The 15,393-nt window shown below is 53.7% G+C and carries 14 protein-coding genes; 10 read left to right on the top strand and 4 right to left on the bottom strand.

Annotation, left to right across the window (positions count from 1 at the left end):
* Window positions 1-145: 145 nt before the first annotated feature.
* Window positions 146-1,657 carry a threonine ammonia-lyase, biosynthetic gene (gene ilvA / locus BMY01_RS03280; protein WP_074744256.1) on the bottom strand — a complete coding sequence of 504 codons (1,512 nt, stop codon included), beginning with the start codon at window positions 1,655-1,657 and terminating at the stop codon, window positions 146-148.
* Window positions 1,658-1,794: 137 nt separating this feature from the next.
* Between ilvA and rpiA the strand changes: the two genes are divergently transcribed.
* The 4 genes from rpiA to corA all read left to right on the top strand — a co-directional run bounded on the left by rpiA (window position 1,795) and on the right by corA (window position 5,898).
* Complete coding sequence (gene rpiA, locus BMY01_RS03285; protein ID WP_175463195.1) at window positions 1,795-2,454, top strand: ribose-5-phosphate isomerase RpiA; 660 nt, start codon at window positions 1,795-1,797, stop codon at window positions 2,452-2,454.
* Between the two features lie 87 nt (window positions 2,455-2,541).
* Entirely contained in the window at window positions 2,542-3,249 is a 708-nt protein-coding gene (phoU, locus tag BMY01_RS03290) for a phosphate signaling complex protein PhoU (protein WP_074744260.1), read from the top strand.
* A gap of 36 nt (window positions 3,250-3,285) precedes the next feature.
* Window positions 3,286-4,809 carry an exopolyphosphatase gene (ppx, locus tag BMY01_RS03295; protein WP_074744262.1) on the top strand — a complete coding sequence of 508 codons (1,524 nt, stop codon included), beginning with the start codon at window positions 3,286-3,288 and terminating at the stop codon, window positions 4,807-4,809.
* 18 nt (window positions 4,810-4,827) lie between these two features.
* Window positions 4,828-5,898, top strand: coding sequence for a magnesium/cobalt transporter CorA (gene corA / locus BMY01_RS03300; protein WP_074744264.1), 1,071 nt, complete (start codon window positions 4,828-4,830; stop codon window positions 5,896-5,898).
* Between the two features lie 119 nt (window positions 5,899-6,017).
* On the opposite strand, the gene BMY01_RS03305 is transcribed toward corA, so the two are convergent.
* Together BMY01_RS03305 and BMY01_RS03310 are read right to left on the bottom strand one after the other, a co-directional pair.
* The gene (locus BMY01_RS03305) at window positions 6,018-7,064 is read right to left on the bottom strand and encodes a glycosyltransferase family 2 protein (protein ID WP_074744266.1); all 1,047 of its coding nucleotides are present in this window, start codon (window positions 7,062-7,064) and stop codon (window positions 6,018-6,020) included.
* Window positions 7,065-7,110: 46 nt separating this feature from the next.
* Window positions 7,111-8,433 carry a hypothetical protein gene (locus BMY01_RS03310; RefSeq protein WP_074744268.1) on the bottom strand — a complete coding sequence of 441 codons (1,323 nt, stop codon included), beginning with the start codon at window positions 8,431-8,433 and terminating at the stop codon, window positions 7,111-7,113.
* Window positions 8,434-8,794: 361 nt separating this feature from the next.
* On the opposite strand from BMY01_RS03310, the gene BMY01_RS03315 reads away from it, so the two are divergent.
* From BMY01_RS03315 to BMY01_RS03340, 6 genes are all read left to right on the top strand, one after another.
* Window positions 8,795-9,562 carry a 3-deoxy-manno-octulosonate cytidylyltransferase gene (locus BMY01_RS03315; RefSeq protein ID WP_074744270.1) on the top strand — a complete coding sequence of 256 codons (768 nt, stop codon included), beginning with the start codon at window positions 8,795-8,797 and terminating at the stop codon, window positions 9,560-9,562.
* A 50-nt stretch (window positions 9,563-9,612) separates the two neighbouring features.
* Window positions 9,613-10,374, top strand: coding sequence for an HpcH/HpaI aldolase family protein (locus BMY01_RS03320; protein WP_074744271.1), 762 nt, complete (start codon window positions 9,613-9,615; stop codon window positions 10,372-10,374).
* Window positions 10,371-11,318 carry a phosphoglycerate dehydrogenase gene (locus tag BMY01_RS03325; protein ID WP_074744273.1) on the top strand — a complete coding sequence of 316 codons (948 nt, stop codon included), beginning with the start codon at window positions 10,371-10,373 and terminating at the stop codon, window positions 11,316-11,318. The genes BMY01_RS03320 and BMY01_RS03325 overlap by 4 nt, the downstream gene beginning before the upstream one ends.
* An 8-nt stretch (window positions 11,319-11,326) precedes the next feature.
* Window positions 11,327-12,256 carry an NAD-dependent epimerase/dehydratase family protein gene (locus BMY01_RS03330; protein ID WP_074744275.1) on the top strand — a complete coding sequence of 310 codons (930 nt, stop codon included), beginning with the start codon at window positions 11,327-11,329 and terminating at the stop codon, window positions 12,254-12,256.
* Complete coding sequence (locus tag BMY01_RS03335) at window positions 12,253-12,894, top strand: HAD family hydrolase (RefSeq protein WP_074744277.1); 642 nt, start codon at window positions 12,253-12,255, stop codon at window positions 12,892-12,894. Before BMY01_RS03330 ends, BMY01_RS03335 begins: the two co-directional genes overlap by 4 nt.
* Window positions 12,895-13,024: 130 nt before the next feature.
* Window positions 13,025-13,810 (top strand): phosphocholine cytidylyltransferase family protein, encoded by a 786-nt coding sequence (locus BMY01_RS03340; protein ID WP_074744279.1) that lies wholly within the window; start codon window positions 13,025-13,027, stop codon window positions 13,808-13,810.
* On the opposite strand, the gene BMY01_RS03345 is transcribed toward BMY01_RS03340, so the two are convergent.
* Window positions 13,807-15,129, bottom strand: a complete 1,323-nt coding sequence (locus BMY01_RS03345; protein ID WP_074744281.1) for a sugar-transfer associated ATP-grasp domain-containing protein — start codon at window positions 15,127-15,129, stop codon at window positions 13,807-13,809. The two genes, BMY01_RS03340 and BMY01_RS03345, sit on opposite strands and share 4 nt — an antisense overlap.
* Window positions 15,130-15,393 lie beyond the last annotated feature (264 nt).

The following is a 15,393-nucleotide window of genomic DNA, read 5'->3' on the forward strand; positions in this document are numbered from 1 at the left end:
GCTGTGAAACCTTCAAAACCGTTTTTTTACATGACTATATTCATCTGAATTGGACTATTGAAGGTTTAACACTGCAACCCGCGCAATACTCGATTTCGAGGGCGCACAAAACTTGTCGGGGATAAGCAGCCAGCGCTATCTGTTCTTATCCCAGGAATAATTTGTAGGCCGGATTCTGGGTTTCGTCCCAATAACGATTGTCGAGTTGAGCGAGAAATGCCTTGAAATCTGCTTTCTCCTCCGGCGGCACCTCCATGCCAACCAGCACCCGTCCATAGTCTGCCCCGTGATTACGGTAATGAAACAGACTGATATTCCAATGATTGCTCATGCTGTTCAGAAATTGCATGAGCGCTCCCGGACGATCGGGAAACTCAAAACGATAGACGATTTCATTTTTAACATCACGTGCATGCCCGCCCACGAGGTGGCGAATATGCAATTTTGCCATTTCATTGTCGCTCAAATCCTCGGTGCGCAAGCCGTTGCTCTCCAGGTCCTTGATCAGTTTCGCCGCTTCCTCCCGGTTTTTTACCGACACCCCTACAAACACATGCGCCTCCTTCGGACCGGCAAAACGATAGTTGAACTCGGTGATACTTCTCGGTCCCAGCATTGCGCAGAACTTCTTGAAACTGCCGGGTTCCTCGGGAATCGTCACCGCCATGACCGCTTCCCGCTGCTCACCCAATTCCGCCCGTTCGGATACATGTCGCAATCGGTCGAAATTCATATTCGCACCTGAGGCGATCGCAATCAGGTTCTTGCCGCGGATACCTTCCCGCTTTGCATAAGCCTTGGCCCCTGCAATCGAGAGCGCTCCCGAAGGTTCAAGTATGGCGCGCGTATCCTCGAACACATCCTTGATTGCCGCACAGATGGCATCCGTATCTACAAGCAGGATCTCATCGACCAGTTCGCGGCATAAATGAAAAGTTTCCACCCCTACCTGCTTGACAGCGACCCCGTCTGCAAACAATCCGACTCGCGGCAACCGGACACGGCGGTTCTTTTTCAGCGACTGATACATGGAGTCGGCGTCGACGGGCTCCACACCGATAATCCTGATTTCCGGATAGAGCCTTTTTACATAAGCCGCAACACCCGAAATCAACCCACCTCCACCGATGGGCGCGAATATCGCATGAATTTCCCCCGGATGCTGGCGCAGTATCTCCATTCCGATCGTTCCCTGCCCGGCAATGACGTCGGGATCGTCATAGGGGTGTACGAACGTTACCTGGTTCTTTTCGGCGAATTCGTGTGCGTGCGCATAGGCTTCGTCATAGGAGTCACCATAGGAAACCACTGTTGCCCCGCGTGCCTCGACCGCCTGCAACTTGATCTGGGGCGTGGTGACAGGCATCACGATAGTTGCCCGACAGTTCAATCGCTGTGCAGCGAGGGCCACACCTTGCGCATGGTTGCCGGCAGAGGCCGTGACCACTCCGCGTTCGAGCGCCGCGGGAGAAAGCTTGACCATTTTGTTGTAAGCTCCCCGCACTTTGAACGAGAAAACATCCTGCACATCTTCCCGTTTCAGGAATAGCTGATTATTTATACGTGTGGACAGATTCGGCGCAAGCTCCAGAGGACTCTCTACCGCGACGTCATAAACCCGCGCGGTAAGAATTCTTTCGAGGTAACTATTCTTCATCGAAATGGGGTTGCGATTTTAAAGGTTGAGCATTTTAACATGTCGCGAAACTCTAAATGTCCAGCTTCATTGTTAAAATGGGCTGATAGTATTATGCTCATAAACAATCAATATTTTTAGACATAAAAAATAACATCATGAATCAGGACGAGCAGAAACGTGCGGCCGCGCATGCCGCTATTCAACATATTCCCGCAGGCTGCATTGTCGGAGTGGGCACCGGCTCTACCGCCAACTACTTCATAGACGCACTGGCCGACATCAGAAGCAGGATCGATGGAGCGATAGCAAGTTCAGAAGCAACCGCCCGGCGCCTCAGCGGGCATGGAATCGAGGTCATGGACCTGAACAATGTCGACGAGCTTCCGTTATATGTGGATGGCGCTGATGAGATAACGTCCCATCTGCATATGATAAAAGGGGGTGGCGGAGCGCTGACCCGGGAAAAAGTCGTGGCCGCCGTGGCGAAAAAATTTATCTGCATTGCGGACCAAAGCAAGCTCGTGGATGTGCTCGGCAAATTTCCACTGCCCGTGGAGGTTATCCCGATGGCGCGCGGTTACGTGGCGCGCGAGATAATACGGCTGGGGGGGCAACCCATGCTCAGGCAGGGATTTACTACCGATAACGGTAACGTGATTCTTGATGTGCATGGCTTGCAGATCCTGAATCCCATTGAACTGGAGACGGAACTCAATCAGATCACCGGCATCGTAACCAATGGCCTGTTTGCAAGACGCCCTGCGGATTTGCTGTTGCTGGGGAGCGAAGGAGGCGTTCGCACCATTGTTATCTGAGGGAAGGCCAAAAATCAGTAGAATTGTCACAACGAACCGGCATTATCCTTTGTTATTTTTTGCTTTCAATCGATCCACAGGTGAGAAATGGGAAGCCACGAACATATATCCAAGCAATTTGACGCGGATCTCGAAGCGGTGCGCACACGTGTGTTGCATATGGGCGGATTCGTGGAAGAACAGATCGAAAAAGCGATTGAAGCGCTGATCACCGGCAACGAGAGTCTGATCGAAAATATCATCGCCGATGATCATCGGGTCAATGCGATGGAGGTATCGATAGACGAGATCTGCAATCAGATCATCGCGCGCCGACAGCCAGCCGCGGGTGATTTACGCATGATCATGACGGTCATCAAAACCATTACCGACCTCGAGCGCATCGGGGATGAAGCGGAAAAGATCGCGCGCATGGCCAAACTCATCTATGCTACGGACCGCATGCACATGCCCCGCTTCGTCGAGATACGTCATGTGGCCAACGTTGCGCTGGAGATGCTGCGCAAATCGCTGGACGCTTTTGCGCGTCTGGACCTCACGGCCGCCGCTCAGGTAGTGCGCCAGGACGAGCTCGTGGATGAAGAATTCCGCTCGATCATGCGCCAACTTATCACTTTCATGATGGAAGATCCGCGCAAGATATCGACTGCCCTGGAAATCCTGTTTATTGCAAAAGCGATCGAGCGCATCGGCGATCATGCCAAAAACATGTCCGAATATGTGGTATACATGGTAAAGGGCAGGGATGTGCGTCACGTCACCGTTGAAGAAATCGAGCGCGAAATACGGGAGTAGGGCCTCCCCCCGCCCGGAAGCCTGCCAACAGACCTCATGCCCGAATACTCCACACTTGCGGCGGTAGATCTCGGTTCCAACAGCTTTCGTTTGCAAGTCGCGCGAGTGGAAGGCAGACAGCTTTATCCGCTGGACAATCTGCGCGAAATGGTTCGTCTTGCTGCCGGTCTTACTCCCGACAAACGCCTGGATGAGGATTCCCAGGCTCGCGCACTGGCCTGTCTCAAGCGTTTCAGTGAACGCCTGCGCGGCTTCCCTCCCCATGCTGTACGTGCGGTTGCAACCAACACTCTCAGGGTGGCGAAAAATGCGGGTGTATTTCTCAAAAAAGCCGAGGCAGCGATGGGTTTTCCCATTGAAATCATCTCGGGTCACGAAGAGGCGCGCCTCATCTACCTGGGCGTTGCGCACGGCCTCCCTGCTTCTCCTGATGCTCGCCTGGTGATGGACATCGGGGGCGGCTCTACTGAATTTATCATTGGCCGCAGGCTGAAGCCGGTCAAGCTGGAAAGCCTTTATATGGGTTGCGTCAGCTATAGCCTGCGCTTTTTTCCGGGCGGCAGGATCAGCAGGGATGCGATGAACCGTGCCGAACTTTCGGCCCGTAGCGATATTCAGGCGATCGCAAGGGAATTTTCCAGTGAACACTGGCAGCTCGCATACGGGTCCTCCGGTACGGCGCGCGCCTTAGGCGATATCATCCGGTTGAACCAGCTGGACAGTGGGGGCAGCAACGGAGAGATTACGCGGGAAGGGTTGGAAAATTTTCGTAATCATCTGCTCAAGGTGGACGACATCAAAAAACTCGACCTCACGGGTATCCGAGCCGACCGGGCGCCTGTCATAGCCGGGGGCTTCGCCATCATGTCCGCCGCATTCTCAGAGCTGGGAATTTCCCAAATGGCGCAAGGCATGGGTGCCTTACGCCAGGGCGTGCTGTACGATCTGCTGGGTCGCTTCCATAAGCATGACATGCGCGAAGTAACGGTCAGGCAGTTCATGCGCCGGTACCATGTGGATGGCACGCAGGCAAAGCGGGTGGAATCGACTGCACTTTTGCTTGGAGAACAGTTGCTGGCGGCCTTTCCTGGTGAGGGAGAAGAACATCTGCAAGTTCTCTCATGGGCTGCCCGGCTGCATGAAGTAGGTATTTCGGTCGCACACTCCGGTTATCACAAGCATTCTGCATATATCCTGGGCAATGCAGATATGCCAGGTTTTTCCCAAAGGGAGCAGGAGCGCTTAAGCATGCTTGCGCTCGTCCACCGCGGCGATATCGGCAAAGCGCGTGGAAACATGATAGAGCAGCCTGATTTCGCCCTGCTGTTTGCGCTTCGCCTCGCGGCATTGTTTCATCGCAGCCGCTGTGAGATGATGCTTCCAAGGCTCGAGGTCAGCCTTCAAGGCAAGGAATTCAGTTTATGTCTTGAGAGAAAGTGGCTGGAACGTAACCCTCTGACACATAACGCCTTGCTGGCCGAAATTGAACAGTGGGATGCCCTTGGTTTTCGTTTTGGCATAACCGGAGCCGACGGAAGCAAGTTGACCGTATCTGCATAGAACATCTCATCCGACCCGATGGCATCCCATTCCAAAAAAAGATCCACTAAAGCAGGCCTGCCCCCGGGCACGCTGGTGCATATCGGGGTAAAGAAAGGCGTGGCACCCGTCATAACCTTGCTGGATTACGGTCTGGAAGGCGTGCGTGAATCCGAGGTGGCTCCCGCGGAACTTGCCGAAAAGATCAAACATGCTTCCGGGGTCAAGTGGGTTAACCTGCAGGGACTGGGCGACATCCGCATGATCGAGCAAATCGGCGCGTGTTTTGACCTCCACCCTCTGGTACTGGAAGACATATTCAACACAGAGCAACGCTCCAAGGTGGAGGATTACGGAAATTACCTGTATGTGGTGCTCAAAACCTTCGGGTATGAAACCAGAGGCGCGGAAGAGAGAATATATTCCGAACAGATAAGCCTCGTACTCGGCAAGGATTTCGTGCTGTCGTTTCTGGAAGCGAATGATGTTCAATTCAAGTCAGTCCGCGACCGCCTGCGATCGGGCAAAGGCCAAAGCGCAAAGCTCGGTGCCGATTTCCTGATGTACAGCCTGATTGACGCAGTAGTCGACACCTACTTCAGCATTCTTGAACGCCTCGACGAAAAAACGGAGGTGCTGGAAACGGAACTGGTCGCCCACCCGCAACCAAGAACTTTGCAATCCATTCAGAGACTCAAACGTGAAGGCGTTTTTTTACGCAGAGCGCTGTGGCCGCTCCGTGAGGTGATCAGTTCGTTGCAGCGTGGAGATTCACCCCTGTTTAGCCGCAATACCCTACTCTACCTGCGGGATGTGTATGATCATACCATCCACATTATCGAATCGATTGAATCGCTACGTGATGTCACGGCGGGTATGCTCGATATTTATTTATCGAGCGTGAGCTTCCGCATCAGTACTGTCATGAAAGTTCTTACTGTCATTACCACGATATTCATGCCATTGACGCTGATAACGGGCATTTACGGAATGAACTTCATATACATGCCCGGGCTTGAATGGCACATGGGTTTTTTTGTTGTACTGGCCACCATGGCAATCATCAGTGTTGCGATGCTGCTACTATTCCGCTGGAAAAAATGGTTGTAACGGCCCGGATACAACAGCCCAAAAGGATAACTGCAGAATTTTCTTAAACTTCAGGCCCTCGCAGTTCTTGCGGGAGATTCATCGCCTCGGCTGAAATCCCCGTTCTCTCCGTAGAGCATTCAAAGTAGCTTAGGAGTACAATTTTCCTCGGCAGGCGCCCTTTCCCAGGTCAGTATCCGCAAGCCGCAAATACGCGCCCATAAGGTCAGCGCTCCATATCGCAAGCGTGGAACATCGGGCAATATCCAGATTTCCGAAATGCGCTTGTCCTCACGCCAACTGCATAAGAATAGCCGCACGGCAGCGTCCACGCCCGACGAGAGGCTCCTCATCTGCAAACAGAGAAGCATGCCTGCTGCTTCGGGCGAAAGCCAGTAAACGTATCCCCCTCCGCAAAATACATCGTCGAGCGCCTCCAGCAGGCTCAATGGAAAACCCGCCAGCGGGCAGTCTCCGGAAAGAAGGAGAATATTACGCTTTGCGCTGGGATGGCGCGAAAAAAAAAGCTTACGATTGCGCCTGACCAGTTTCTTGAAGGAGCGCCCGCGGCCGAACGATCCTCCCCCCTCATGTTGTATGTGGGCGTCCGGATGCACACCCACCCGCCAACCGCGCTTGTTGAGCCGGCGCCCAAGATCGACATCTTCATAGTAGCCGCGGCCGAATGCCAGATCGAAACCGTCCGCATCCCGGAATACCTCCCGGCGGATGAGAAACGCGTGACCCCGAAGGCGGTGTGTCTGAACATAGCCGCCTGGCTGCCGCACATACCGGTTCAAATCATATCCGGCAAAATCATTCCCTGCGGGGATGATGACTGCCAACCGGGAATCAGCGACGAATGCTGCGTATAAGAGCGGTAAAAAATCTTCGCGCACTACTGTGTCGGAGTTCAGGACCAGCACGTAGCATGCGTCGGAGCGACCGATTGCTTCGTTTACCGAGGCGCCGAAACCCTGGTTCTCCCGCGCGTGGTGCACGCGTATGCGCTCGCACGGTAATTGATCCAGCATGGTATGGGTTTCCATGCCCGACGCGTCGTCCTGAATGAAAATGAAGCGTATGGATTGGCTCAGGCAGGCAACGACTGAATCGATGCAGCGCCGTGTCAACACTGGTGCATTATAGACGGGAATCACCACATCGATGGGTGGCATCGCCGGCATACGGCTCAGTAACCTCCTTGAGAAAACTACCAGCGAAGCCGGCTAATCAGGCAAAAGCGAAATCTTTGGTGTTGCTTTGCGACTCAGGCTGACTCTGGTCTGCCTTTGGCCGCACTTGTCCCTCCAGCAGCCCGACATAACGCGATAACACGTCCGGGTCCCCTACATCGATCATTTCCTTGAGGAAACGTTGACGATGCTCTTCTATATAAAAAGAATCACAACCTTGGGTAAGGAATTTTTCCATGTGTTTATACACATCATCGCGGCAACGCAATTCTGCTTCCGGCAGGTATTCAGCAAGAGCTGAGCGGCCGGCGTGCAGGTAATCCGCCGCCAATACAGGCTTCCCGACCTTTACCGCCTCGAATACTACAGAGGTGGCAAGATCGATAATGACATCTGCCCAGTTCATCAGATGGATAGAATGAAGACTGCCGCCCGCTACCCGCACATTGGGCAAACGCCGGAGCGAAACATCTTTTGTCAGGGATTGCTGCCAGCCGCCCCGGGTATGCGGCTTTATTATAAGCTCCACTCCCGGAAAGCCTGCCACTATGCGCACCACCTCTCCCACTTCTTCCCAGAAAGTGGAAAAATTACTCTTTCTCAGAAACATCGCCACCTTGAGGTTGCTATCGGAGCGCGTCAGCGGTGAGGGCGGCATTAACGTTGCCAGTTTGGCGAGCCACTCGTCGCAGTAGCGTGGGGAACCGAGTATCGCAAGTTTCTGGTTATCCATGAAAGGGCGAAAGCGCACTGAGCATAACTCGTTCGGCACCACAACCTTCTCGAAAATACCGGCGTTGGCAAATGTGGTATCAGGCTCCAGTCGCAACTCGCGCCGTCGGATCAACTGACTAGCGTGGGGACTGTCCCCATGCGGCAGCGATACCGTACCCAGACCCATCCCGCGCGCCGTCGACAATACCACCTTGACCCATTCCACACAGATGGAGGAATTGCGTTCTATCCAGTCAAACACCACCACGCCTTCCTCATTCGCTGCGAAACTCCGGGTCAGCAAGTGCTTTGCTGTGCGCTCCCAAACCGGAGCGCGCCGCTTGGCATCATAAACCTCCTCCAGTTTCTTCATGATCGGCCCGATGAAGGGGCGACGCAGGCTGCGGATCAGTATCAGCGTTTGGAAAAACCATCTGATAAAGTCGAGCGGTGGCAATACATCCGCAATATAGGCCATCCGCACGCCCTCGAGGCCTTTCAGGAACCCGATGCGATAATCCGTGCGGAATCGCGAATTGCCGATCAGGACGATGTCGCAAGTATGACCCTTGCTGGTCCATTTATAAATGACCGGTGTAATGTGATCGATGTCATTATAATGACGGAGGAAAAATAAAGCTTTCATACCAGCATACCTATTCCTTGGACGCAAGCAATACGCTGCATCTCCTCATTTTGAGGCCCTTGAGACATTCTCAGGGAAAAATCTTGCAATTTTACACGCGCTGATACCGATTTTACTAGCATTACAGATGTTTTTACTTCCCCGGCCTTCTGTTAAAATGGAGTCACCATTGAGCCATTAGCCCGATTTTTGCGGCACCTCTGCTGCAATCGCCAAAACATAGCTCCAGAAATCACTCACTATATAATCCTCCGATGCCTGATGCGCACCTTTAAAGGGCAACCTATCCCGATAAATAAAGGCAGTCATCAGTCAAAGTAAAAAGCTCGGCTTCATCGCCTTCAATTAACATAAACCCCACATGAAAACAATTGCTGTTATACCGGCCCGTATGGGTTCGTCCCGTTTTCCAGGAAAACCCATTGCGAATCTGCTGGGCCGAACCATGCTCGAGCATGTGTATAAGCGTGTCGCCTTGAGCAAGGCGCTTGATGCAACCTATATAGCCACCTGCGATGACGAAATACGACGCGCCGCAGAGAATTTCGGTGCGCCGGTGATTATGACCGCAGATACTCACGAACGTGCGAGCGACCGGGTGGCCGAGGCGGTGGCAGAAATCGATGCTGAACTTATCGTCATGGTACAGGGCGATGAACCGATGACTCACCCGGAGATGATCGACGCAGCAGTGGATCCATTCCGGCATGATCCGGAACTGGGTTGCGTGAATCTCATGCGGAGCATCGATAATAAAGGGGACTTCTACGACTTCAATACAATCAAGGTTGTTACAGACCAGCGTGGCGACGCACTCTTCATGTCACGCCAGCCGATTCCGACTGTGCCGGCGTCCGCCCTGTCTGCCGGCTCTGATTTTCCACATACTCTGGCCTTCAAACAGGTGTGCATCATTCCTTTCCGCCGTAAAACGTTGCTCGAATTCTCCAGGCTGCCATCCACGCCGCTCGAGAAGCTTGAATCGGTGGATATGCTGCGGCTATTGGAGCACGGTTATCGTGTAAAAATGGTGGAAACCCGGTTCAATACCCAGGCTGTCGATACCCAGGCCGACCTGGACCGTGTAGCCAGACTGATGGAGAAAGACCCGTTACTCGCATCGTACTAAGGCGGACTCTATAATTCTCTCGGACGCAATTCATTTCTCAAGGTTCATACGTGCAATTAAAAGCAAAACTGGCCCGCAACGCCTTGACCATCGGCTCCTGGATCACCTTGGGACATCCTTCCATCGCCGATATCATGGCTGCGGCGGGATTTGACTGGCTGGTGCTGGATACGGAACACAGCGTTCTGGAACTAAGCGAAGTTCAGATGCTGATCCAGGTGCTCGACAGCCGTGCATGTCCCGCCATCGTGCGATTGACGTCGAATCATCCTGACCAGATCAAGCGGATCATGGATGCAGGGGCAACAGGCGTAATGGTGCCCATGATCAAAACGGCGGCCGATGCCGAAGCAGCCGTAAACTCAGTATATTATCCTCCACGTGGACAACGGGGGGTCGGCCTCGCACGCGCCCAGGGATATGGCGCGCGGTTTCAGCAATATCGCCACTGGCTGGAAGAGAATGCGGTCATCATTGCCATGATCGAGCATATCGATGCGGTCGATGCCATCGATTCGATTCTTTCCGTTCCGGGAATCGATGCTTATATCATAGGTCCCTACGATCTTTCGGGATCACTCGGCCGTCCCGGAGAACTCGATGATCCGGAAGTCCAGGCCGCGATAGAACGGGTAAAAGATGCCGGGCGACGCACAGGCAAGGCAGGCGGGATTCATGTAGTCGAACCCAATCCGGAACAGTTGCGTCGCAATATCGAGGCGGGCTTCAGTTTTCTTGGCTATGGCCTGGATATCCGCATTCTCGATACCGTCTGCCGCAGTCATTTGCAAAACATCAGGGAAGTTCTATGAACAAGCTTGCCATTTCCACCTCGTCATTCGACGTCAGCCATAATATGGTTCTCCGGCCTTTACAGGAGAGAGGCATACCCATTGCCGAAAACAGTCATAAGCGGAAACTTACCGAGGATGAGGTTATCGCCTTACTGGGCGAAGATACGGTGGGGATGATCGCAGGCGTGGAGCCTCTCACAGAGCGTGTTTTCTCCTGTGCCAGGAGCCTGAAAGTCGTATCGCGCTGCGGCAGCGGCCTCGACAGCGTCGATCTAGGCGCAGCGAAGCGGCACGGAATCAAGGTGTTGAACACGCCGGAAGCTCCCGCCCAAGCGGTTGCCGAACTCTCGCTGGCCCTTATAATGGCAGCATTGAGGAAGATATGCCAGACAGATAAACTGGTTCACGCGGGACAGTGGCCCAGGGCCCAGGGAGGCCTGTTGGCTGCCCAAAAAGTGGGAATTGTGGGGCTTGGGCGGGTGGGATCACGTGTAGCCCGACTGTGCCGTGCGTTCGAAGCGCAGGTGGTGGCGCACGATACTTATGTAAAGGAAGTGCCTCCGGGAATGGAAGGCGTGAAACTGGTACCCTTTGAAACCTTGATAGCCGAAGCAGATATTATCAGTCTGCACCTGACCTATGACGCGGACACTCACCATCTGTTGAATGAAAAAGCATTTGCGCGGATGAAGCCTGGCGCGATCGTCATCAATACGGCCCGGGGTGGTCTGATAGATGAAGCAGCGCTGGCCGACGCCCTGAACAGCGGGCAGCTTGGGGGAGCGGCAATGGACGTTTTCGAGCAGGAACCGTACCATGGCCCGTTACTGCAATGCGATAACGCAATACTGACGTCCCATATCGGCTCTCTTGCAAAAGAATCGCGTCAGCGCATGGAACTGGAAGCCGCGGAAAATCTGGTGCGCGGATTAATCGAAGCGGGTGTAATGGAAAAAGGTTAAAACAGCAGATGTCCAGCGATATTGCCATTGTCTATGGCGCCAGTGGTTTTCTAGGCAGTCATGTCGCCGACGCTCTCTCTGACTCGGGGTATCGGGTGCGCCTGTTCGACCGTTCTCCCTCGCGCTACCAGCGGGCGGATCAGGAGATGATCATTGGCGATATCATGGATCTTGAGCAGGTGAAGGAAGCGGCTCACGGTGCCGACGTAGTCTACAATTTTGCCGCCATTGCAGATATTGACGAAGCGCAGGAAAAGCCCATCGCTACCGCGACCGTCAATGTGCTGGGTAACATGCATACGCTGGAAGCGGCGCGTCTTGCCGGCGCCCGGCGCTTCGTCTTCGCGAGCACGATTTACGTCTATTCCGAATCAGGTTCCTTTTACCGGGCTAGCAAGCAGGCAGCGGAACGTTTCATCGAAACCTACCACGAACGTTATGGCCTGGAGTATAGTATTTTGCGCTATGGCTCGCTCTATGGCCGACGCGCCGACGCGAGAAACGGCATCTACCGCATGCTGTACGAGGCGCTGGAACGGCACTCGATTACTTATCACGGCAGTGGAGAAGCAATTCGGGAATATATTCATGTGGAAGATGCGGCGCGCATGAGCGTACAGGTACTGGCGCCAGAGTTTGCGAATCGCCACCTGATCCTGACAGGGCAGGAGCGGTTGCACATCAAGGATGTGATGACAATGATTTCAGAAATCATGCCTTGGAAAGTCGATCTGCGTTTTGATGAAGCCCGTGCGGGACATCATTACGAAGTAACGCCTTATGCTTATCAGCCGCGCATCGGCCGCAAGCTGGTGCTGAACGAGCATGTCGATCTGGGCCAGGGACTGCTGGATTGCCTTCAGGATATTCATCAGAGCATGCGTCATTCGGGTGAAAATGAGGAAATCATACCGTTGGCATCGGATAATAAGGCATGAAGACTACTGCGTGGCGAGCGATCATCTTCGATTTCGACGGGGTCGTGGTCGAATCAGGAGAAATCAAGACACAGGCGTTTGCCAATCTCTACCAGGAATATGGCGAGGAGGTAATGGTCGAGGTCGCGAAATATCATGTCCTGAACGGCGGCATGTCGCGCTATCAGAAATTCCGTTACTTTCAGGAAACGCTGCTGGAAAAACCTCCGCTCACCGCGGAGGAGGAGCGACAACTCGATCAGCGCTTCTCCGAACTAGTGGTCGAAGCTGTGATTGCCAGCGCGCCTGTCCCTGGCGCAGCGGAACTGATCCAGCGTGAAGCTGGACGAATTCCCTTGTTTGTTGCATCCGGTACGCCGGAAACTGAATTGAATACGATCGTTGTTCGCCGCGGTCTGGGATCTTATTTTACTGCTGTGCGCGGTTCACCCACTCCCAAGCAGAAACTGATCGCGGATATCCTGACTACCCATCGCCTTCTGCCAGAGCGCGTGCTGATGATCGGAGACGCCTTGATCGATTATCAGAGCGCCATGGTCAACAATGTCGCGTTTATAGGCCGCGTACGTCCTGGCGATCAAAATCCTTTTCCAGCTCATGTAGATGTACTACCCGACCTGAGCCCGTTACTCCCTTGAATACAGCCTCATGAACAGCGCCCAGTCGCATGCTCCACTCACTCCACAGCAAGCGGCCAGATACAAAACCGGGAATGCTTTAAAAATATAACCTTCAAGGGCTTGTTCCATTTCGGGAGCTGATTGCAATATGGCGGGTAGCGAAGAAAAACTTCCTGTCAAGGCGATTATTCTGAGCGCCGGCCAGGGACACCGTCTGGGTCCGCTAACAACCAGTATTCCCAAATGCCTGTTGCCGATTTCAGGCAAACCGATCATCGAATGGCAGATCGATGCCCTGCTGTCAACGGGGATCAATCAGGTGACAGTGGTCACCGGTTTCCAATCCTGCCTGATTGAAACTTTGCTGCAACAGCGTTATGGAAACGATGGAAGGATCGAGACCGTTTTCAACCCTTTTTTCAGTATTACGGATAACCTGGTAAGTTGCTGGATCGCACGCCCGGCCATGGACCGCGACTTTCTGCTTCTGAATGGGGATACGCTGTTTGAGGAAGTTTTACTGGCGAGAGTGCTGGACTCCGATCCAGCGCCTGTTACGCTCGGTGTAGATCAAAAGCCTTTCTATGATGCGGATGACATGAAAGTCCAACTGGATGAAAACGGATGGGTCAGACATGTCAGCAAAACCCTGCCGACAGATCAGATCGATGCCGAATCTGTCGGCCTTGTTCTTTTCAGGGAACGTGGGCCGCTGCTTTTTCGCGATACCCTGGATGAAGCGCTGCGACATCAGAGCGGACTTAAAGCCTGGTACCTCTCCATAATAGAGAACCTCGCCAGCAGACAACTGGTAAAAGCGTGTTTTGTACCGGAAAGCTCCTGGTGTGAAATTGATTTTCCCGCTGATCTGATAAAGGCAGAAGAACTCTTCAGCGAGAAGAAGCTGAGTAGAAGCGTAACCCTGCAGCGCTAGGCGGCAGGCCTGTTGTATTTAGTCTCGACAGTTCGTCTGAGATTAAATGCCAGAAGTTTTCCCAGTCGCTGCTCGCCAACCGGACCGCCTCCCACTCTCTGAATGATATCCAGGTCAGGCGCCTTGTTGGCCTCCATTATGCACGGTCCGCTGTTGAGGAGGGCAACATCCCATCCGATTACCACCTGATCGGAAAAGGCGCTGGCATGAGCGTATTGCACAAGATCAACCAGCGCAGGCCAGCATGGAAGCCTCCGGTGCAGGATCTGCACCCCCGTCTCGCAATGGCGCTCGTACCATCCATCAGCAGTCGCGCCCCACGCGCCACCGGTTCCTCTTCCCAACTCACCGGTGCGAATATCGACGTTGGCTGCAATTCCTCCAGCGTGAAAATTATCCACTACCACAGATTTTTTCCGGGCCATCCGAAAAACTGCATTGGTTACTTCAAATTCGCCCTGTTCGTTACGGCAGCTCATTACCCGCACCGTCGCCAGCGTACCATTGGCAAGGTCTGCGATATCCTCATGATTCAGAAGCCGAGGCTGAATCAGGAAAGCCTTTTGCCGCGACTCCAGCTGCAAGCGCTCCAGCAGCTGATTTCCGGTCAGAATCTCGCCATCGTTGCGCCGGTACTGCCCTGAACCCAGGTAAACACAGCGGGTGGCATTTCTACCACCCCGGCCGTGCGATGGCTTCACAAAGAGATCGGCCTCCGGCAGTCCGGTGCCATTCCAATCCACTGCTGTGACCTTCTCTCCCATGATCTTGAAGAAGACAGGGGCTGTCATGATTCCATGCTCGCGGCAACGAGCCATGAAGCACGATTTGTCGGAAATGCAAGGTGTGCTTCGCTCAGCAGGAACAGGAAGACCGCCATTGTAATCACGCAGAAAGCGATAAAGTCCAGCCTTCGTTTCGAGGCGATTCAGATACTCTCCGGCGCGCCGCTTCTTGTCATCGTCATGCAACTCGAAGATGTAGTACCAGGGAGACAGGATCGCAAAGCGGAGCGCAAGCTCGATCTGCTCGCGAATTTGGCGGATGATTCCTTTTCCTGTGCGTCTCTTTATGGCAGACCCGTTGATCGCGGTGAAGACAGCGATCACCGCCATGATGACGAGCGGTACGGCTGGCAAAACCGCGCACATCGCGACCCTGTCGCGTAACCTGATCTCGCGCCAGATCTCGCGCTGGAAGCAGCGGTGGATAAACGTCGCCGCGGAACTGTCGTCTTCACGCAAACGGGCAAAGATCCACATGGCACCGCTCAAGTCCCGCGTGATCCTGTCGATACCCAGATCATTCACAATCTTCATGGTCCTTCGGCTTCCTTCAACGAGATGGCAAAAATGGGAATAGTAATGTATTTCTGGTTTTTGTCATGCCCGCTGAAGAACCTTGGGCGAGCCTGCGCGTAGGCAGGCTCTTGAGAGCGTGACTGAATGGCAGTCAAGCGTCAAACCGATCGTCGGCAGCGTTTTTCGGGTCAGCGAAATTCTTTCACTCGGTAGCAAAAGTGTATGTGTAACAGCGCACATAACCGGGACTGTTTTTCCACGATCATCCCCTGATCACGAGCC

Source organism: Nitrosospira multiformis, assembly GCF_900110185.1.
In the GTDB taxonomy this organism is placed as follows: domain Bacteria; phylum Pseudomonadota; class Gammaproteobacteria; order Burkholderiales; family Nitrosomonadaceae; genus Nitrosospira; species Nitrosospira multiformis_A.